We start from the raw sequence: 20,240 nt of genomic DNA, 5'->3' as shown, positions 1-20,240 counted from the left end.
CTTTACATGGATGATGATTATGTTTGAAAAAGTTGTCGCAGCTCCGGCTGACCCTATTCTTGGTTTAACCGAAGAGTTTAAAAAAGATCCTCGCACTGAAAAAATTAACCTCGGTGTTGGTATCTACAAAAATGAAGCAGGTGAAACACCTGTTCTTGCGACAGTAAAGAAAGCGGAAGCGGCGTTGCTTGAGTCTGAAAAGACCAAATCCTATCTCACCATTGAAGGTACTGCTGAATATGGGCTCGCGGTACAAAAACTCCTGTTTGGCGATGAATCTGAGATTGTGACGCAAAAGCTCGCAAAAACGGCGCAAGCGCCGGGTGGTACTGGTGCACTGCGTGTAGCTGGTGAATTTATTAAGCGTCAAATCGGCGACGTGAAAGTGTGGATCAGCAACCCAACATGGGCAAACCATCACGGTGTTTTTAATGCGGCTGGTTTAGAAACCACGCAGTATTCGTACTACAATGCCGAAACGAAAGATAAAGATTTCGCAGCGATGCTTACCGATCTTGAGCAAGCTCAAGCGGGTGATATTGTTCTTCTACACGGGTGCTGCCACAACCCAACTGGCATTGATCCAACCGATAAAGAGTGGGAAACGTTAGCAAAATTAGTCGCTGATAAAGGGCTTCTTCCTCTGTTTGACTTTGCTTATCAAGGTTTTGCGAAAGGTGTTGAAGAAGACGCACAGGGCCTACGTACTTTTGCGAAATACAATAAAGAGATCTTAGTGGCGAGCTCATTCTCTAAAAACTTCGGTTTGTACAATGAGCGCGTGGGTGCGTTTACTATCGTTGCTGGCTCAACAGATGTCGCTGAAACAGCTTTCTCACAAATCAAAGCGATCATTCGTTCCATTTACTCAAACCCACCAGCGCACGGTGCTGCGGTCGTTACTTATATCCTCAACAACGCCGAACTGCGCGCGGAATGGGAAAACGAAGTGACAGAAATGCGTGAACGTATTCAAGAGATGCGTGAGCTGTTTGTTACCACCCTAAAAGCCGAAGGTGTGAAGGCTGATTTTAGCTTTATTGAACGTCAAAATGGCATGTTCTCTTTTTCTGGTTTGAACAAGGAACAAGTTGCTCGTCTGAAAGATGAATTGGCAATTTACATCGTCGGTTCCGGCCGTATCAGTGTGGCAGGCATGACGAAATCGAATATGGGCCCACTGTGCAAAGGTATTGCAGCGGTTCTATAATCGATAATGATAAGAAATAGACAACAATAGCCGCCACTTGTCGGCTATTTTTATCTTCAATTCACTGAAATGGAACTTGATTCACATCGAAGCGCGTACACTTTCCCCTCTTGCCTGCAAAGCACGTTCTTTTCATGTACTATAACTCTCTGAATCCTATGTCCAATGCCACCGATGTAACCGGATCCCTTTGACCAGTTACATCGTTTAGCTGGCTCACGACGTCAGAATCCCACAATATGAACTCCGAAACACAAGGAAGCCTCCATGGAAGCAGAATTAATTGAAATCAAGAACTTCCTTGCTCAGTATCCACCGTTCAATGAACTACCTGAAGAAACACTGATCGAAGTGACGCAGAGCGTAGAAATCTCCTATTTTCGACAAGGTACACCCATCATTCATTTTGGTGATCATATCCAGGACTTATATTTGATCCGCAGCGGCGTTGTCGAGGTGTACCGTCGCAAAGGCGAATTATACAACCGCCTAACCGAAGGCGGTTTATTTGGTCAAATGGGGCTATTGACCAATAACCGTGTTCGTTTTCCGGTCACAGCGATTGAAGATACGCTGGTTTATTGTATTCCAGAGGCAAGGTTTCAGGATTTATATGACAACTATGATTCCTTTGCTGATTTCGTTGAAGTGCAAGATAACGCGCGCCTTCGCCAAGCCGTGCTGAGTAAAACAGAGCAGAATGATCTCACCACCTCGAAAGTGCGAACCTTACTCAGCCGAGAAGCCCCTTTCGTTTACAAAACAGAAACCATTCAACATGCGGCGATCAAGATGGCGGAAGAGAGTATCTCTTCACTGCTGGTGATTGACCCTGATATTTTGCAAGAGAGTGACGACGATAACAGCCCGGTAATCGGCATCCTGACTGACCGAGATCTCTGCACGCGTGTATTAGCCGTTGGCATCGATCCTAATCACCTCGTTACGGAAGTGATGACAACGGAGGTTATCTCATTAGATCATAATGCTTATGTCTATGAGGCCATGCTGAAAATGCTTCGGTACAATGTTCATCATCTTCCTATACTCAAAGAAAAAAAGCCGATCGGTATCATTGAAGCGACCGACATTGTTCGCTACGAATCACAAAACTCATTGCTGCTCGTCAGTCGCATCTTCCAGCAACAAAGCGTTGAAGAGTTAGCCACACTGTCGCACCAAGTCAAAGACAGTTTTGTTCGTTTAGTCAATGAAGATGCAAACTCACATATGATCGGCACGGCGATGTCAGTGATTGGCCGTAGCTTTAAACAAAGAATCATTGAACTTGCCGAAGAATTACTAGGCTCGCCGCCTATTCCATACTGCTTTTTAGCCTTGGGTTCTATGGGCCGTGATGAACAGTTAATTGTCACGGACCAAGATAACGCTTTAATTTTGGACGATAGCTATGAAGAAACACAGCATGGTGCTTATTTCGAAGCGTTCGCCAAATTTGTCTGCGACAGCTTAGATCAATGCGGTTACAGCTACTGTACGGGGGACATTATGGCCAGCAACCCGATGTGGCGTATGACTCGTAAAGAATGGGAAGCCTGCTTTGCCGATTGGATAGATAACCCTAACCCTAAGGCGCTATTGAATGCATCCATCTTTTTTGACTTATACGGAGTGTGTGGCAGGACCAAATGGGCAGAACAACTGAATGGGTTTATTGTCCGTCGAGCACGCAAAAATAATCGATTTCTTGCATGCCTTGCACGAAATGCACTGAACCGCACGCCACCATTGGGGTTTTTCAAAGACTTTGTGATGGAAAAAGATGGACGACACAATAACACCATCAATTTAAAACGTCGCGGCACTGCACCGTTAGCGGATTTAATCCGTGTGCATGCATTAGCTGTCGGTTCACGTTCTACCAACTCGTTTGAACGTTTAGATGACATCATTGAAGCCGGAATTCTACCCAAAGGACGGGCGCAAGATCTGCGTGACGCAATGGAGTTTATAGCGATGGTACGCATTCGCCACCAAGCGGCTGACGTTGAACAAGAAATAGAGCCAGATAACAATATCGAGCCAGAAAACCTATCTGATTTTGAAAGACGTAACTTAAAAGATGCGTTTCAAATCCTAAGCAATGCGCAAAATTTCTTGAAATTCCGTTATCAAGCCAGCAATAACTTTAAGTGAGAGTGATGATTAAACAATGGTTTCAAAAACCGAGCATCGATTGGGTAGCAAAATATGCCAATAAGCAGTCGTTGGTTAACCATCCATTACTCAAAGATTTTTATTCAAGGCCGATTGCTAAGGGTAGCACGCCAATCGATGAAATAGAGTTTGTCGCTTTAGATTTGGAAACAACGGGTTTAAGTGCGCAGCATGATGACATTATCACCATTGGCTTGGTGCCTTTTACCTTAAACCGTATCTATCTCAACCGCTCTAAACATTGGATAGTTCGGCCACGCCAAGCGTTAAAAGAGGATTCGGTGGTTATCCATGGCATCACACACAACGATATTTTAGATGCGCCAGATTTGGCAGAAGTGCAGGAGTCAATACTGAAGGCCTTATCTGGAAAAATTGTTGTAGTCCATTACCGTCATATTGAACGTAGCTTTCTCAATCAAGCATTAAAAGTGCGATTGGGTGAAGGCATTGAGTTCCCTGTGATCGATACTTTGCAATTGGAAACGGAAATTCAACAACGGTTACATGGAGGTTTATGGAACCAGTTAAAAGGGCAAAAACCACAATCAGTGCGTTTAGGGCAAGCGCGAGCGCGTTATGGGCTACCAGCGTACACCCCACACCACGCTTTAGTTGATGCTATTGCCACCGCGGAATTATTCCAAGCACAAATCGCTCATCATTTTGATCGGCAGCAAAGTGTCCGAACGTTGTGGCTATAACTTTTTGATTTTCCTTTAAAGGGATTCTTTCAAGGTTTAGTACCGTGCTTGACACGAGCAAAAAAAGAGGAACCCATGTTAGGTTCCTCTTTTTAATCACATCTCGGCTTTTACGCTTAGAACTTACAGCTTAAAGCGACGAATTTCATTTTCTAACTGATGCGAAAGCTCAGAAAGTTGTGATGCTTGTGCTGCTGCTTCATGCGCTTCTTGTGCAAGATCGTTAGAAACATCGCGGATCCCTTCCGTATTGCGAGTAATTTCCGACGTCACAGAAGCTTGCTCTTCAGCGGCCGAGGCAATTTGCGTCGCCATGTCACTGATGCGCTCAACTGAATTATGAATTTGCATCAAACTTGCTGCAGCGGCGTTCGCATCATCTACGCTGGTTCCAGCAAGCATACGGCTATCACCCATAATACCAACCGCTTTACCCGTCGTTGATTGCAACGTTTCGATCATCTGCTGAATTTCTTTTGTCGAAGCATGTGTACGTTGGCTAAGCACACGAACTTCATCGGCAACCACGGCAAAGCCACGGCCTTGCTCACCAGCACGCGCCGCTTCAATCGCCGCATTCAATGCCAGCAGGTTAGTTTGCTCTGCTATGTTTTGAATAGTCGCCAGAATCGTATTGATGTGTTTACCGTGTGCTTCCAGCTCAAGGATAACATCAGTGGCCACTTGAACTTCTTGAGCTAGATTTTGAATCGAACCTTGTGTTTGTGAAACTTGATTCGAACCATGTACGCAAGCCGTTACCGCTTCGCCAGAGTTTTGAGCGGTATGATCCGCGTTACCGGCAATCTCTTGTGTAGCTGCGGCCATTTCATTGATGGCCGTAGCCACCATATTAATTTCATCTTGTTGTAAACGGATACGCGCACTACGCTCTTTGGCTTGAGCGGCCGTCTGTTTTGACTGTTCAGACAACGCAGCAGAAACAAAGCTGAGCTTAGAAACCATGGTGTGCATGTTACCGACAAAGGTATTAAAGTTTTGTGCTAATTGCCCAACTTCATCATCACTTCTTGGTTCAAGACGTTGAGTTAAATCACCGTCTCCGGAAGCAATTTCCTCTAAGGCTTTGGATACTCGGCTAAGATCTCTAAACAAAAAGCTCACTAACCAAGAGACGATTACAATCACAGCAATAGTAATCACAAGCGCAGTCACAATCAGGCCGGTAAGCAAAGATGTATGCGCTGCTTCTTCCGTTGCACGATCCATTTGGATAGCGAAAATCCAATCGGTTTGCGGCACTTTGGCGAAGTAAAATAGCTTATCAACACCTTGTAATGACGCGTCTTCAACGGTACCTGAAGCCACTGCTTGCTCTATCATGTTCATCGTCAACGTCTTCGACAATGACGACACTGGTTTTAATAAGAAATTTTTATCTGGATGCGCTAAAAAGGTTCCATCTTGCGCATCAATCAACATCGCGTAGGCGTTTTTGCCCGCATCTAAACTGATGACATCTTGGATGAGCTGATCGATTAACACATCGGCACCAACGACGCCGACAAATTGCCCATTGCGACGCACAGGCTCTGCAATTGTCACCAACAGTGCATTGGTGATCGCGTCTTTATAAGCGGGGGTGATAATTTGCTTATTCGCTGAAACGGCATCTTTATACCAAGGGCGTTGGCGAGGATCATAGTCAGCACGGTTACGCTCAGGGTGTGAACGATACATCTCACCTTGCGGTGTACCAAAGAAAATATCATCAAAGCCACCCGCCTTGCGAGCTTGCTGTAAGAAAGGGACGACATCATCTTGAGCGGTGTAGTCATTAAAAGCAGTTGAGATCTCTTTACGGACCACAATCCAGTCCGAAATGCCTTTCGCAGCGGCAGCTGACAAGCTTTCTGCCCGCGAATATACGCCATTTCGAGTTTGTTCAAAAAGTTGATCAGCGGCTAGCCAAGTCAACGCGCTCGCCATAACGACGACGGCAGAAAGACTGGCACCGATTAGCTTTTGCTTTAGGGTCAATTTCATTGGGTTACAAAATGTATGAAGCGGAAAAGGTGGCGAATATTAACCAGATTTCGCATAAGTTGCACTAATTATGTATCTATTTTTGACACAATATAACCTTTTGCTTTTACTAAAGTTATTAATTAATGTTGTCATGACGACTGTCAAAAAAACAGCAAAAAGGCGACTAAAAGTCGCCTTGATGATTGAACGTCCATACCCTTCCCACTTAAAGCAGCCTTGGGTATATCTGAATTAGTGCTTAGATAATTCGGTTCGCATACCTAACAGTAGGCTCACACACATCAATAGTAAGACGATGGTAAATGGCAGCGCCGTTGATATTGCCGCAGCCTGCAACGCTTCAATAGCATTGGTGCCACCAATCCATAACAAGGCTACGGCGATAGCGCCTTCCATCAACGCCCAGAAAATACGCTGTAGGACAGGGGCATCCACTTTGCCTCCAGCAGTAATACTATCAATAACCAGTGACCCTGAATCTGATGAGGTGATAAAAAATACCAACACTAACACAACCGCAATCACTGAAAGTAAGGTGCCATAAGGCAGCGCATCAAACATTTGGAACATCGCCAGTGGCACTTCGGTCAAACCATTCGCGCCTAATTGGCCAACATTGTTGATGACTTGATCAATCGCCAAACCACCAAATACAGACATCCAAATCAAGGTAACAGCAGTAGGTACTAATAATACGGCGGTGAGGAACTCGCGGATAGTACGACCTTTTGATACTCGCGCAATGAACATTCCAACAAATGGTGACCATGAAATCCACCAAGCCCAATAGAACACTGTCCAACCTTGGAACCAAGCCTCGTCAGTTCGACCGTGCGGGTTACTGAGTGGGATGATATTTTCAATATACGCCATTAATGTGGTTGGAATGGATGAAAAGGTTACGGTATAGCCAATCAGTGCAACTAAAATCAACAGCAAGAACGCAACGATCATATTGATGTTACTGATGACTTTGACACCACCATCAATACCACGCACCACGGAGACCACTGCCAATAAAGTAACGACGGTAATCACGACAATTTGTAAGCCCATTCCGGCATCAATGCCAAACACATGATGAATACCACTAGCCGCTTGTTGAGCCCCCAGCCCTAATGACGTTGCTAAGCCAAACAATGTTGCTAATACAGCCAGAATATCAATGATGTGCCCTGCCCAGCCCCAAGCGCGATCACCAAGCAACGGGTAAAAAATAGAGCGAATAGAAAGCGGAAGCCCTTTGTTGTAAGTAAAGAACGCCAGGGAAAGCGCTACCACACCGTAAATGGCCCAAGGGTGTAAACCCCAATGGTACATGGTTGCACCTAATGCTAGTTTAGCCGCTTCGGGTGTGTTGGCTGCAACGCCTAAGGGCGTCTCATACCAACCGGTAAAATACGCCACAGGTTCAGCGACACTCCAGAACATGAGACCAATACCCATCCCTGCGGCAAACAGCATAGAGAGCCAAGAAATAAAAGAGTAGTCTGCTGTCGCCTCTTGGCCACCTAAACGTATTTTACCAAAGGGAGAAACAATCAAGCCTAAGCAAAACAGCACAAAAAGATTACCCGACCAAATAAACAGCCAGTCAAAAGTGCCAATAATTTTCCATTTAACGCCATCAAGCACGCTCTTCGCAACCTCAGGATCAACGACTAAAGCGGCGACTAAAAATAGCGCAATAAATCCGGCGCTAAAGCCAAACACTGGGTTATGAACATCAAACCCCCACTTTTGCACGTTATCTTGCCCGACAGTGTAGTCAGTACTGTCGATACTGTACTTATCAATACCTTTTGTCATTTTACCTCTCTAGAAATCTAGACATGATTTTTCAGTTGAGATTAATAACCATGAGAACGAAACAATTTTAAGACAAAAACCAAAAATAACTTCGTACTCATAGCAATTTATTTTTTCAATATGCTGAATACCCTACCAAAATCACAGAAAAAATCCACTAAAAAGCAACATAAAATGCCATAAAAGGCAAGAAACAAGCTTTAATGGTTAAACTTCAACCAATTTAGGGTGAAAATCGAAAACAAAAACATTCGAGCACTAATCATTTTACATCTCAACTTATACACTCATCATCTTAGACCAAAACAAAAGAGGTCGAATGCTACTTTTCAAGTGAAAAGAACTGCGCTATGGTCCCCGCTTATTAATAACTTTCTTTTTGGGACAATGAGTTTGGAAAAACATGAAGAAGTTTTGATCTCAATTCGACAAATTATTCGCGCAATTGATCTGCACTCTAAAAAACTGAATAGAGACGCTGGGCTTACTGGTCCCCAGCTTATTCTAATGCGTTCAATTCAAACCCTTGGTGAGGTGACTATCCGCACATTGTCGGATCATACGAACATGAGCCAGGCCACTGCCACCACCATTTTGGATAGATTAGAGCGCAACGGATACGTACAGCGAATTCGCAGCAATACCGATAAACGAAAAGTGCACGCCCATTTAACGGACGAAGGTAAGAAGCTGCTAGAAAAGGCACCGCAACCATTGCAAGAAAGCTTTGTCGAACAATTTAGGCAGCTTCAAGAGTGGGAGCAAAGCCTGTTGCTCTCATCAGTACAACGTTTATCTTCTATGATGAATGCCGAAAACATCGATGTCGCGCCGATGCTCGAAATTGGCTCTATTACCAAAGAAGAGTAGCTTTGATTGCATTTTAAAATTTGATCGTAAAAAAGCCTCGGGGCTACCGAGGCTAATTCATTCACAACGAACAGCAGATTAAATGGCTTTATAGATAACTTTGTTGCCTGCTAACTGCTCTTTCACTACCAAATTTTCTTCTACTAGTTTCTTGAGTGCGCCAGTGGCCCAAGCGGCAGCTTTCGCATCTTCTTGACCAGCACTTAAGCCGATCGATTTAGGATTCATACCTTCTGCGTGGTTAGCGACGATATCTAAAACCTGTTGCTGTTTTGGCGTTAACGCGACATCCACTTTTTTAGAGTTCGCCGCAGCTTTCTCCACAACTACTTTTGTTGCAGCGGTTTTTGCTACGGTCGATTGCGCTGTTACAGGCTTTGTTGATTGAGAGGCGATCAAGTTTGCAACAGTCGCTTTAATACGCTTTTGCAATTTTGCCTGCACCTTACGCTTATGAGCAAGTCTCATCGAATATTTCTCCATTTCACTGCGTTTCAAGCAGTGGTGAAAATTTGAAGCGCGTTTTATATCAAAAATCGTCCTCGATTTGTAGGGCATAGCACAGATTGAGGGGCAAAAACGCATTTTGATGCGGTAACTGACTACAATTTATACAGGTCGCAACAGCCAACAACGATGCTGTAGCTCGAAGGAGTTTCACTGGTTTATGCACACCCAACATTTGTCTAATACGCGCTTTTCTCTGCAATCACCTATGGTGAAATGGATCAATACGACTTGTATCATCGCTTCAATTTGCATTGTCATGTTCTCATCCAACATTATTCATGCGCTGCTGTTAGTAAGTGCACTGGCAGTGACTCTAATCACCTTCTATCTTTTGATTTTGAAAGGAAAAGTTAGCTACACCCTAACCGCTACCCATTTTCAGCAGCATCTCTTTAAAGGAGGTTGGGTCGTAAAATGGAACAATATTAGCCGCATTGGGGTATGCAGTTATGAATATCATGGTTGGCACCAACCTTTGCCTTGGATTGGGATCAAACTGAAGGATTATTCACCTTACCTTGAGAGTGTGTGTCCCAGAATCGCTAGTGAGATCTTGCTCAGCCAGCGCGCGCTGCTCTACTTAGGAGCAAAACAACAGCGCAAAGAGACTCAATTTGAAGATTTGGTACTCGACAACGCACCTTACACTGCGCCAAACGGTAATTACTATCATGGTCTTATGGCAATGTTAGCCAATCGGATGCGCTATCAACGGCAATTTTTTGATTATGATATTTTTATCTCAGCGCACGATCTGGATCGTGACGCCGAGGCGTTTGTAGGGCTGATTCGGCGCTACCTCGCGGCGGCCGAACCAGACTAAGACATGATTTAATGGGCGCAGAAGGAACACTCTGAGCCTAATCAAGATCAATACAGGGGCATTTCATCTGCGACATAAGGGTTATTGGCACGTTCACGGCCAAAAGTCGATTGCGGACCATGGCCGGGCACAAACGTCACATCGTTGCCAAGTGGCCATAGCTTAGTTTTGATCGAGTGAATAAGGGTATTGAAATCACCTTGCGGGAAATCCGTACGGCCGATACTACCGTTAAACAATACATCACCAACAAACGCCAATTTCGCTTGCTGGCTAAACAGCACCACGTGACCGGGCGTGTGGCCGGGCGTGTGCAATACTTGTAGAGTTTGAAGGCCAAACTTCACTTCATCACCGTCATTAAGCCATTGGGTAGGTTCAAAGGCTTCCGTCAGTGGAAAACCAAACATTTTGCTTTGACCTTCGAGGCCTTGTAGCCAGAAGTTGTCCGCTTTATGTGGTCCAATAATATCGACGCCGCCCAACTGCTGCGCCAGCGGTTCGGTTCCACCGACATGATCTAAATGACCATGAGTAAGAACCAAACTGACCACTTTTACCCCGAGTTCATTGATCAACATCACGAGCTGTTTCACATCACCGCCAGGGTCAACCACGATCCCTTCCATGGTGTCATCACACCAAACGATAGAGCAGTTTTGAGAGAAGGAAGTGACGGGCACCACTTGATACTTTAACGACATACTAAAACCTTGTTCGAATTCGCAGTTGGCCGAACTATGACATTGACACTTTCATTTGACAAGTCACGAACAGCCTTATGACCAATGACGTACAGGCCCAGTATCAATGTGCACAAAATCACTGCTAGGATAATAACCAACACCGCCAGCGCCCAATTCGATCGCCGCTTCGCGTACTTGACTCAACTGAACACCATCTAACCGAAAATCAATTGCTTGGCCTAGCATATGGAAACTTTTCTTAGCAACCCCCGAGGAGTGAGTGCGCAACATTTCATTGGTGGCAGGAGATCGATAACCAGAGATGATTTGTACTTCTGCTTGAGTGCCAAGTAGAGATTGAATTTTCGATATTTGGTCAAATAGATTTTTGTCCATTGGATGGACTTCGTTGCGGCGGAAATCACGGCAAATATGGTTGAGCCGATCAAGCTCAGATCGAACATAACGAACACCGTTGAAATAACAGGTTTCAAGTGTTTCACCGGTATGTAAATTATTCATCGCGAGTATGCGAGAGGTTTCAGGGTACGATGCCAATACTATTTGGGGGGCACACGCCGCTACAACTACACCACTACCAGCCAATTTTATAAAATGACGACGAGAAACTAACAAGGTTGGATACCTTCACAACTGAATTTATTTTCAACAAGCCCGGACACTACCGGACTCCATTGTGAAGATCAAATGCATAAATTGTGCTCGAAATGCTCAAGAGAGTGCTACAGCATCGTTACTCTTTGAACATAAAAGAGATCTTTATTAAGTCATTTTTTTGGTAAATTGAGAGACGCATCCCTGCTTACTTAGGTGACCACTGTTTTAGCAGTATCCATTCACCCATTACTGGTACTGAATGCATCATAACGATAGATATCATCTCGGTAGTGCAGTTCCCCACCTTCATACCAAACGGTTTGATAGATGATGTGTACGGGGATGCGCTGCTTTAATGGGATCGTGCCATTCGCTGGCCCTTCTTTACCCGTTAATTTATCACCATTAATACCTTGGGTTTCTAATATCATCGAAGCAAACTTATCAGCATTTTGTACTCGAATGCAACCCGAACTAAAGGCTCGCGACGTATTATTGAATAGATATTTACTCGGCGTATCATGTAGGTAAATCGCTCTGCGATTGGGCGTATTAAATTTATACAGACCTAATGCATTATCTTGCCCGGCTTGCTGACGCATTCGGTAGGGAAAAGAGGCCGGATTCACCGCAGACCAGTTGATGTTGCTTGGGTCAATTTGATCGTTCGAACGCCAGCTCGAAACAATATCAATATTGTGTTGACGCAAATAGTTTTGATCTTTTTTTACCATCGGCAGAATATCTTCAACCATGATTTTGTGTGGCACATTCCACGTCGGGTTTAGGATCAAAGAATCTAATTTGGTGCTCATGAGTGGCGTTTTGCGTGAAACTCGGCCCACCACCACTTTAGACTGAAAGACTTCTTTACCTAAATACCAGTAGCGCATATCAAAACTGGGAACGTTGACTACGATCTGTGTCTCTTTTGATTCTGGCCACAAACGAGTTCGCTCTGCATTTAATGCCAACATAGACAAGCGTGCCTGCAAAGACAAATTTAACCACTTTAAGGTCTCAGGGCCAATCATGCCATCAGCTTTTAAACCGTGCATCGCTTGAAACTCTTTCACAGGTTTGACCAAGCTGTTGTCATACCAAGTTACGTCGTCACGCACTGTGCTAACATCGATATTAACTAATGATAAGCGGGCAATAAGCACACTACGTTGTGAGAGCTTATCGCCAGGTTTTTTTAACCCTTTTTGGCTGTACAACGAGAGCGCTGCATTTTCAGTACTGAGCAAAAAATCATAGGCGTGTAGCAGTTGATCATAAGCCGCGTTGTTGGGCGCATAGCCATTGAGCAGATCGCCGATACTGTTAACTTCTACCGCAACATGAAGGGCGAACAAGGCTTCTTGGCTTGGTGGAGCAATCGCAGAGTTGAGCTTACGTTCAAAGAACCAAGCCATACCGACTTTGGGAGCTTGCTCGGCATAACTCAAATACAAAAGTAAAGTATCGGTCGCCAGCAGATCGTATTCGTTGAACGCTTGCTGATTCCGGTACGCTTTCATTTGCGCTAACTGGCGTGAAAATAAAGGGCTAAACCCCGCTCGGCGAATCACTTCCAATTGATGTTCAAATTGACGAACAATCTGCTCATCTTGCCAAATGCGCCGATTCTCATTCTCTTGGTAAATTCGTTCGACTAAATGCGGATATTGGATAAAAGATTGCAACGAGGCATTCTCTTGCGAGACAGCAAAAGGCTGTACCTTCTCGGCAGAGTAAAGAGAAAAGCTACTAAAAATCAATAATAAAGCAAATAGGATGCTTTTACTCATTCCGATCTATCCAACAACGCTGATTCACGTTTCAGTATGGCAAAAGAAACGGCTATCTGCTAAACGTTGTTGTCGATATCAACAATATATTCATAAACTCTCATGCAATGAGAATTATCATTAAACAAATTTAGTTCGCTTACTCAGCTTTTTTGGCGAGAGTAATCAATGGCAGACCAGTGATTGTCCCATTGGACATTACTACGCGTGCGTATTTCAGGTTGAGGATAGGGTGAATTAACGACCAAGCCAGCTCCTGAACTGACTTGGAACTGCTGATCTTGCACTACCACGCCAGAAGCATCCGGCAAAGAGGCCAACTCAACCAGTTGCAGTGTCTCTTTTGACCAAATACCGTAACAGTTACCTCGTGGAGAAGTCGCTAAAATCCATTGGTCGGTCGCCGCAATACTGGCAATGTAATGGTTGAATCTTGCCCATTGTTCAGGCTCTGCCAAAAGCGGAATGAGTTCGCCACCTTGGTGATGTAGCGCTACCAAAGGTGGATACTCTTCCGGCTGACCTCGGTATTGTTGGCCGCACAGCACAGTATCTGCACCATCATGAGCAAGATGGCGGATGCTCAAATGGTGGTCGTTCAATATCCGTTGCTCAAGCACTTCTCCTTGATGAGAAAGGTAGGTCAAGCTCGGCATCATGCTCTCTACGTTGAGTGGCTCTCGGCCGAAGGTATGCACCCCACCCACCCCAATCGCGAGTCGGCCATCTGGCATCACAATGACTTCGTGAGGGCCAATACCAAAACCACTGAACTCAGCCACTTTTTGGTAACTGTGCTGCACATCATACACACCAATAATGCCGCGACTTGTCGCTTTCTCGCCTTCGGTTGCATAAAGCCACGCACCATCATTTGAGTAAACGCCGTGCCCATAAAAATGTCGCGTGGGTTGCGCCAGTTGCAATTTGATGAGTTCTCCATTTTGATAGTTAAATACCATCAAAAACTCGCCGGGACGACGGGCAAAAGCGACCGCATGCGTCAAGGTAGGATGGATAGCAACACCGTGTCCCCTTGCAGGCAAAGGTAATTGGTGAATCGCTTGACCTTGGGCGTCGGCTACAACGGCGCGAAACTGCGAGCCTTTATGAATAGCGCAACCAATCAAAGCGGGTTGTGGGTCGTCACGACGAGTAGTGGCGCACCCCAGCGGCAGCAGGGGCGCTGATGCGCTCAATAACGCCGCTTTCAGTAGCGTACGCCTTGTTAGATCAGTCACCATCGGTTGCATTAAATCCTATCACTACACCTAGCTCTACCGCGACTTCATCATGCAGTAAATAATTGAGTTGTTCGAACTTGTTATAGAGCGCAAGCACCTCACGGTAGCCTGCTTTCGTTTGCAATAAATCAAATAAACTGGCTGTTTGCGGCCACGTTTCCAACATCAAGGATAAATGTGCTTTTACGCGCTCGGCCATAGCGACTTGATCTCTTTCCCGCAACATCTGATCTAAACCGTCTTTTGCTAAATAGAGTGCTTGCATCGCTTGCACATTCTTTTGCAGGTTATTCAAAGAGACTTTGGCGCGCCACGATTCTGAAAAATAAGGGCGTGGCTGGCCGATATTGGCTAAGGGGCGGCTCAGTTTTTTCATGCTGTAATCAAGCTGATTGGAGAGCAGCGCAATGTATTCGGCTTGCCAAGCGCTCAGATCCAGCATCAGCCATGGATTCTGTTGCCACTGCTCAGCAATCAAATGAGATTTCGTCGCCAAATTCGCGCTGATCGCTTGTCCAATCATACAACCAGTTTCTACTTGCTGGTTTTTCAGAAGCGGCGATTGAGCATCGTAGAGTAACCATTCCAATGCGCCAATCCCCTGCACTGTGACACTCTGGTTTGCAATCTGCTCCTCACTCCAGTGCTTGCCACTGCTCGCTAACAGGCTCATTTTTCGCCCGGTAGTGTCTTTTTTATCTGGCCAAAATTGTACGTTCCAACTTTGCTCGAGTGCTTTAGCTGGCCCTCTCTCTTGCCCTTGTAAAAACATCCACGCCCCAATAGTTTGCTGCCACTGTTCTTTCAGCAAGGGCAATGCGATATCGCCCAGCTGACATTGCTGATCAAATAATTGAGCAAGCTGGTGCGATTGTTGAGCAAAACGCTGCGCCGCAGCAAATTCAACCTCATAAACACCTTGGCTAACATGATTGTTTTTTTGCGGCTCAAGCGCTGATTTCGGCGTGGGTTGGCAAGCCGAAAGTACGCTGGTAACCGCTATCGAAAATAACAGAGGAAATTTCATGCTCGCACCCTATAAAGAATTAAGAAAAGCGATCAACGCGTTGCGTTCGCTGGCATTGAATTGACGTACTTTCTCTTTGGCACTTTGCGCTTCACCACCGTGCCAAAGTACCGCTTCCATGAGATTACGCGCTCGGCCATCATGTAAAAAATAAGTATGGCCGCTCACCTCTTGCGTATAGCCGATCCCCCACAAAGGCGGGGTACGCCACTCTTGTCCATTAGCTAAGGCTTCAGGACGATTATCGGCTAACCCTTCGCCCATATCATGCAGTAGTAAATCACTGTAAGGATGGATTTCTTGCTCTGACAAGGCTGGGCGATCCATTCTTTTTACCGTTTTAAGGTCAGTGCGGTGGCAACTCTCACAGCCAACTTGTTTGAACAATGATTGACCCAGCTTCACTTGTGGATCGTCGACATTACGACGCACTGGAACGGCTAAATGCTGAGAATAGAATTCGACAAAATCAAGAATGTTGTCACTGACCTCAGGGTCGCCGCCGTTAGGTAAGGTTTGACAGAGTGTTTGCTTCTCGGTGCAGTTTTCTTTGGGGAATAAACGGCTGGTCAATCCTAAATCGCCGTTAAACGCCGCGGCATTCTGTTGCATTAAACTAGGCTGCCCGGCTTTCCAACCAAAACGCCCGATGGCAAAATCTTTTTTTTCTACATCCCAAACACGGTTCACTTTGCCAGAGATACCATCGCCATCACTATCTTCAGGGTCTGCCATTGCTAATAAGCTGGCATCAGCAATGCTTTCAAGTAGGCCAAGGCCAATCATTGGCGGGGCGACACGCGCCGAAAACTGAGTATCAGGATGCATATCACCATAACCAAGTTCAGTAATTTTTAAATTAGGTTTGCGTAACATCACTTGGTGGCCATCCGTAAAAGCAACCGCAACCTCTTGATAAGCGATTTGGATTTGTCCTTCTGCTTTTTGATCGGGCAAAGCGAAATCTTGTAACTGTCCACCATAGACGGGTTCGGGGATCCCCCCTTCTTTGGCGTAGATCGCTTTTTGTTCATCCGTCACCGCTGGAATACTCAGGCGAACCAACATCGAAACGGCATGTGTGTCATTTTTTTCTGGCGGATGGCCGCGACCATCTTTGATGTGACAATTTTGGCAACCATTGGTGTTAAAAAGCGGCCCTAAACCATCTCTTGCATCGGTAGATGATGGCGCTGGCACCCAAGGGTTACGAAAGAAACTGTTTCCCACGCTAAAATCGAGCCGTTTGCTCATCGGCAAATTGGCCGCAGGAAGCGAGTAAGCATTCGGCCCAGCTTTGGTTGTACTGGTTTTGCCACCCGATTTCACCTCATCGGCATAAACGGGGTTGGCAAACAAGGTTAGGAGCGCGACGGTAAAAAACGATCTCATTGGGCTTTTCTCAACATCTTTATTCAGTGTAAACGTGGAAAAGGGCTCATCTGAGCCCTTGGATTTTTCATCTTATTATTAGAATTCGTGGTCTGCAGTATCTGGATTAAGGTTATCAATTCCAATCACTGAAGCGGTACGTTCTATCGAAGCGGTTTGAGCCACTAAAGCCATAATGGCTCCATTGACTATCGCGTTGCCTTGAGGATTGTTAGCCGCGATCAATTGATCGAAATGCTGATTATCTTTTTCAGCCGACGTGACTAATTTGCCGACTTCAGCGCGCGCACTGTCAAACTGCTTTTGAATCTCTTTGGCTGCTTGTGCATCCTTTTGTGCCACTAAATCATTCAGGCTTGGGCCTGTTAGTACCTTTCCGTCTTGACGCTGGTAAGAACCCGTATAAAGGTTGTAAATACCTTGTTCATTGTAGTAATGAGAGTTATGAGTATTATCCGAGAAACAATCGTGCTCATCTTCAGTCGAGTTTGCTTCTAGCGCCACTTTCATACGCTCGCCCGCTAATTCGCCCAGTGATAAAGACCCCATACCAAATAGCATCTTACGCAAACCATTGTCTGCTGATTCCGCAAGTAATTCGTGACGGTAATTGGCTTTTTCATCCGCAGACCACTGTTTTTCCATCCATGCCAAATCTTGCACGAGCAGCTGAGCTGCCGCTTTTAAGTATTGAGCACGGCGATCACAATGGTTATTGGTGCATTCGCTACCCACGACAAAATCCGTGTAAGCACGAGCACCGGCTCCCGCATTGGTGCCATTTAAATCTTGGCCCCACAGTAGAAACTCAATGGCATGATAACCTGAAGCGACGTTAGCTTCAGAGCCACCGATTTCGTTTAAGCTGGCAATCAGCTCTGGTGTGATAGTGGAGACATCAATCGCTGTCGCACCAATTTTCAACGTTTGGTTGGCAATGATGTTGGCGCTGGCGCCTTCATTGCCCAGTTCATATTGGTAATCGGTAGCGACGTAGTCAATCAGCCCTTCATCAAGAGGCCAAGCATTGAGTTGTCCTTCCCAATCGTCAACAACGGCATTGCCAAAACGGAAGACTTCGGACTGCTGGTAAGGCACTCGCGATGCTAACCACGCTTGTTTCACCTCTTCCAATTTAGCCGCCGAGGGAGTCATCAAGAACTGATCGATTGATTTTTCTAATGATTGAGCGGTCGTCAGCGAATCAGCAAACACGGCATGGGCAATATTGGCATAATGTTCGACCACCTGCTCCTTAGTGACGGTAGCCGCAAATGACGCACTACTTGCGATGGCAAGTGAGGCCGCAATTGACTGAATAAGAAGCGTGTTAACTTTCATGGGAGCATCCTTGTTGAGGCGATTTGAGCGTTATCTTATGGTAGTGCTAATTATTATCATTTGCACTTTTAGTCGCCGATAATACAAATTATCCATTTTTTTGCAAGGTAAAAACGCCAAAAACCTCACCGAAATGAGGTTTTTGGCTGTCATCTATAAGTCTGAATTATAGTTTTAAGTTGTGTTTGCCATGGGAAACTTTGGCCTTGAGGTAATTTTCATTACCCGACTTAATATGTGCCGCGGTATTCACGACCTCTACAATTTCAATACCATGCTCCTTCAGCTCACGACTTTTTTTAGGGTTATTAGTGACTAAACGAATCTTGGTCACATTTAACGCTTTCAACATCTGCGCCGCTTCAGTGAAATCACGCAGGTCGTCACCAAAGCCAAGATGATTATTGGCTTCATAGGTATTCATCCCCGCACTTTGTAAGCGATAGGCATCAATTTTGTTGTACAGACCAATGCCTCGACCTTCTTGACGCAAATAGAGGATAATGCCGCCAACTTCGCCCATTTTATTAATGGTTTCTTCTAATTGTTCACCACAATCACAGCGTGATGAGTGAAAAACATCGCCCGTTAAACACTCTGAATGCATACGGACTAAAGGAGTTTCCTGTGTAACATCAGCGGATTTAAAAATGACCGCAACATGTTCTTTGTCTGTTTTCAGTCCTCTAAAAGAGAGTATTTCGGCGTCAATATTGCTTTTTAGACCGACTTTGAAATCCACTCTGGCTCGTACTTCCGCCATATCTACACTCACTTGAATAATTGCTTGTTGCAATGCTGAATTGATTTGCATTCGAATTGACCCATTGATGACCTAACTATGGGGATAGATACTCCCCTTTTCAATAAAAAGATCACTTGCTGAGAAATGTTATAATATAACATTTCTCAGCAATCAAAAGAAAAAATCTCACCACTTCACGTTATCTTGTTCGGTTCAAAGACAAAACACGTTGATTATTAGACTATATTCCATAGTCAGGACTCACACTCAACATCCAAAATAAGGAAAAATCATGCTGATAGGTTTCGACATTGGCGGCACCAAAATTGAAATTTGCGTACTGGATAAATCAGGAAACACCCTATTTAAACACCGAACCCCTACCCCACATGAGTACGAGCTTTTTCTAAGCACCTTATGTCAACTGGTTGCAATGGCCGAAAGCGAAACGCAAACTCACTGCCAAATCGGGATTGGACTTCCCGGAGCCATCAGCCCAGCGACAGGGCTTATCAAAAATGCCAATTGCACTTTTTTAAATGGTCGAGATTTAAAAGCTGATCTGTGCGCTCGCCTGCAACGCAATGTTGTTATTGCCAATGATGCCAATTGCTTTGCGCTGTCTGAAGCGGTCGATGGTGCCGCCAAAGATGGCAACGTAGTCTTTGGCGCGATTTTGGGCACAGGTTGCGGTGGCGGTATTGTGATCAACAAGCAGGTATTGGTCGGTGCGAACGCCGTATGCGGTGAGTGGGGGCACAATCCGCTGCCAAGTTTTACCAATGAACGTGATGGGACTAATCGCCACTGTTATTGCGGACGCGATAACTGCATTGAACTCTTTATCTCCGGTTCTGGCTTAACAAAGAGTGCTCAGTTGATTGGTCAACAAGAGTGGAATGCAGCCGAAATAATCACTCGCTACCAGCAGCAAGACCCACAAGCAACAAAGCTTTATCAACAATTGATTGATCAAATGGCGCGCAGCTTTGCTTGCATCGTTAATGTGTTGGATCCTGATGTGATAGTGCTTGGCGGAGGATTATCAAACGTAGCATCGCTGTATGTTGATCTACCTCGGGCAACAGCGAACTACGTTTTTTCTGATAGTGCACAGATTGTGTTTACCCAAGCAAAATATGGTGACAGCAGCGGCATCCGTGGTGCAGCTTGGCTAGGTTTGAACTAGAAGAAAGTGATTAAAGTCACAACTTTAGTCATCGAAAAATTAAGTAAAGCAAGTGTTTTACATATCAAATGACTGATATTTAAAACATATA

17 protein-coding genes are annotated in these 20,240 nt (G+C 45.2%); 6 read left to right on the top strand and 11 right to left on the bottom strand.

The genetic code is table 11. The annotated features are described in order from the left end of the window. The first annotated feature begins 19 nt into the window (after positions 1-19). From AACT21_RS02680 to AACT21_RS02670, 3 genes are all read left to right on the top strand, one after another. Positions 20-1,210, top strand: a complete 1,191-nt coding sequence (locus tag AACT21_RS02680; RefSeq protein ID WP_088717991.1) for an amino acid aminotransferase — start codon at positions 20-22, stop codon at positions 1,208-1,210. Between the two features lie 267 nt (positions 1,211-1,477). Further along, positions 1,478-3,367 (top strand): putative nucleotidyltransferase substrate binding domain-containing protein, encoded by a 1,890-nt coding sequence (locus AACT21_RS02675; RefSeq protein ID WP_013856754.1) that lies wholly within the window; start codon positions 1,478-1,480, stop codon positions 3,365-3,367. 5 nt (positions 3,368-3,372) lie between these two features. Next, complete coding sequence (locus AACT21_RS02670) at positions 3,373-4,092, top strand: 3'-5' exonuclease (protein WP_069571721.1); 720 nt, start codon at positions 3,373-3,375, stop codon at positions 4,090-4,092. A gap of 123 nt (positions 4,093-4,215) precedes the next feature. On the opposite strand, the gene AACT21_RS02665 is transcribed toward AACT21_RS02670, so the two are convergent. Together AACT21_RS02665 and AACT21_RS02660 are read right to left on the bottom strand one after the other, a co-directional pair. Then, positions 4,216-6,099, bottom strand: a complete 1,884-nt coding sequence (locus AACT21_RS02665) for a methyl-accepting chemotaxis protein (RefSeq protein ID WP_013856752.1) — start codon at positions 6,097-6,099, stop codon at positions 4,216-4,218. Positions 6,100-6,333: 234 nt separating this feature from the next. Further along, positions 6,334-7,911, bottom strand: a complete 1,578-nt coding sequence (locus AACT21_RS02660; protein ID WP_013856751.1) for a BCCT family transporter — start codon at positions 7,909-7,911, stop codon at positions 6,334-6,336. A gap of 393 nt (positions 7,912-8,304) precedes the next feature. Here AACT21_RS02660 and AACT21_RS02655 point away from each other — a divergent pair, with 393 nt between their 5' ends. Next, positions 8,305-8,781 (top strand): MarR family winged helix-turn-helix transcriptional regulator, encoded by a 477-nt coding sequence (locus AACT21_RS02655; protein ID WP_010320725.1) that lies wholly within the window; start codon positions 8,305-8,307, stop codon positions 8,779-8,781. Between the two features lie 78 nt (positions 8,782-8,859). Here the strand turns inward: AACT21_RS02655 and AACT21_RS02650 are convergent, their stop codons facing one another. After that, on the bottom strand, positions 8,860-9,249 hold the full coding sequence (locus AACT21_RS02650; RefSeq protein ID WP_176430203.1) for a MarR family transcriptional regulator: 390 nt from the start codon (positions 9,247-9,249) through the stop codon (positions 8,860-8,862). A 199-nt stretch (positions 9,250-9,448) separates the two neighbouring features. On the opposite strand from AACT21_RS02650, the gene AACT21_RS02645 reads away from it, so the two are divergent. Beyond that, the gene (locus tag AACT21_RS02645) at positions 9,449-10,114 is read left to right on the top strand and encodes a DUF2982 domain-containing protein (RefSeq protein WP_094164124.1); all 666 of its coding nucleotides are present in this window, start codon (positions 9,449-9,451) and stop codon (positions 10,112-10,114) included. A gap of 47 nt (positions 10,115-10,161) precedes the next feature. Here AACT21_RS02645 and AACT21_RS02640 read toward each other — a convergent pair whose 3' ends face one another. From AACT21_RS02640 to AACT21_RS02605, 8 genes are all read right to left on the bottom strand, one after another. After that, positions 10,162-10,818, bottom strand: a complete 657-nt coding sequence (locus tag AACT21_RS02640; protein WP_013856747.1) for an MBL fold metallo-hydrolase — start codon at positions 10,816-10,818, stop codon at positions 10,162-10,164. Between the two features lie 75 nt (positions 10,819-10,893). After that, complete coding sequence (locus AACT21_RS02635; RefSeq protein ID WP_017044782.1) at positions 10,894-11,436, bottom strand: YcbK family protein; 543 nt, start codon at positions 11,434-11,436, stop codon at positions 10,894-10,896. Between the two features lie 221 nt (positions 11,437-11,657). Next, the gene (locus tag AACT21_RS02630) at positions 11,658-13,211 is read right to left on the bottom strand and encodes a L,D-transpeptidase family protein (RefSeq protein WP_094147795.1); all 1,554 of its coding nucleotides are present in this window, start codon (positions 13,209-13,211) and stop codon (positions 11,658-11,660) included. Positions 13,212-13,354: 143 nt separating this feature from the next. Beyond that, a complete protein-coding gene (locus tag AACT21_RS02625; RefSeq protein ID WP_176430202.1) occupies positions 13,355-14,455 on the bottom strand; it encodes a DUF1513 domain-containing protein in 1,101 nt (366 codons plus the stop codon). Beyond that, positions 14,445-15,482 carry an imelysin family protein gene (locus AACT21_RS02620; RefSeq protein ID WP_094164122.1) on the bottom strand — a complete coding sequence of 346 codons (1,038 nt, stop codon included), beginning with the start codon at positions 15,480-15,482 and terminating at the stop codon, positions 14,445-14,447. Before AACT21_RS02620 ends, AACT21_RS02625 begins: the two co-directional genes overlap by 11 nt. 9 nt (positions 15,483-15,491) lie before the next feature. Continuing rightward, positions 15,492-16,874, bottom strand: a complete 1,383-nt coding sequence (locus AACT21_RS02615; RefSeq protein ID WP_094164121.1) for a di-heme oxidoreductase family protein — start codon at positions 16,872-16,874, stop codon at positions 15,492-15,494. 78 nt (positions 16,875-16,952) lie between these two features. Beyond that, positions 16,953-18,215, bottom strand: a complete 1,263-nt coding sequence (locus tag AACT21_RS02610) for an imelysin family protein (RefSeq protein ID WP_094164120.1) — start codon at positions 18,213-18,215, stop codon at positions 16,953-16,955. Positions 18,216-18,381: 166 nt separating this feature from the next. Continuing rightward, on the bottom strand, positions 18,382-19,029 hold the full coding sequence (locus AACT21_RS02605; RefSeq protein WP_013856740.1) for a GTP cyclohydrolase II: 648 nt from the start codon (positions 19,027-19,029) through the stop codon (positions 18,382-18,384). A gap of 223 nt (positions 19,030-19,252) precedes the next feature. Between AACT21_RS02605 and AACT21_RS02600 the strand changes: the two genes are divergently transcribed. After that, positions 19,253-20,149, top strand: coding sequence for an ROK family protein (locus AACT21_RS02600; RefSeq protein ID WP_094164119.1), 897 nt, complete (start codon positions 19,253-19,255; stop codon positions 20,147-20,149). Positions 20,150-20,240 lie beyond the last annotated feature (91 nt).

The sequence above is a fragment of the Vibrio sp. V08_P9A1T1 genome (assembly GCF_963874405.1).
GTDB classification, from domain to species: Bacteria; Pseudomonadota; Gammaproteobacteria; order Enterobacterales; family Vibrionaceae; genus Vibrio; species Vibrio anguillarum.
This window is presented reverse-complemented; position numbering and strand designations above follow the sequence as displayed.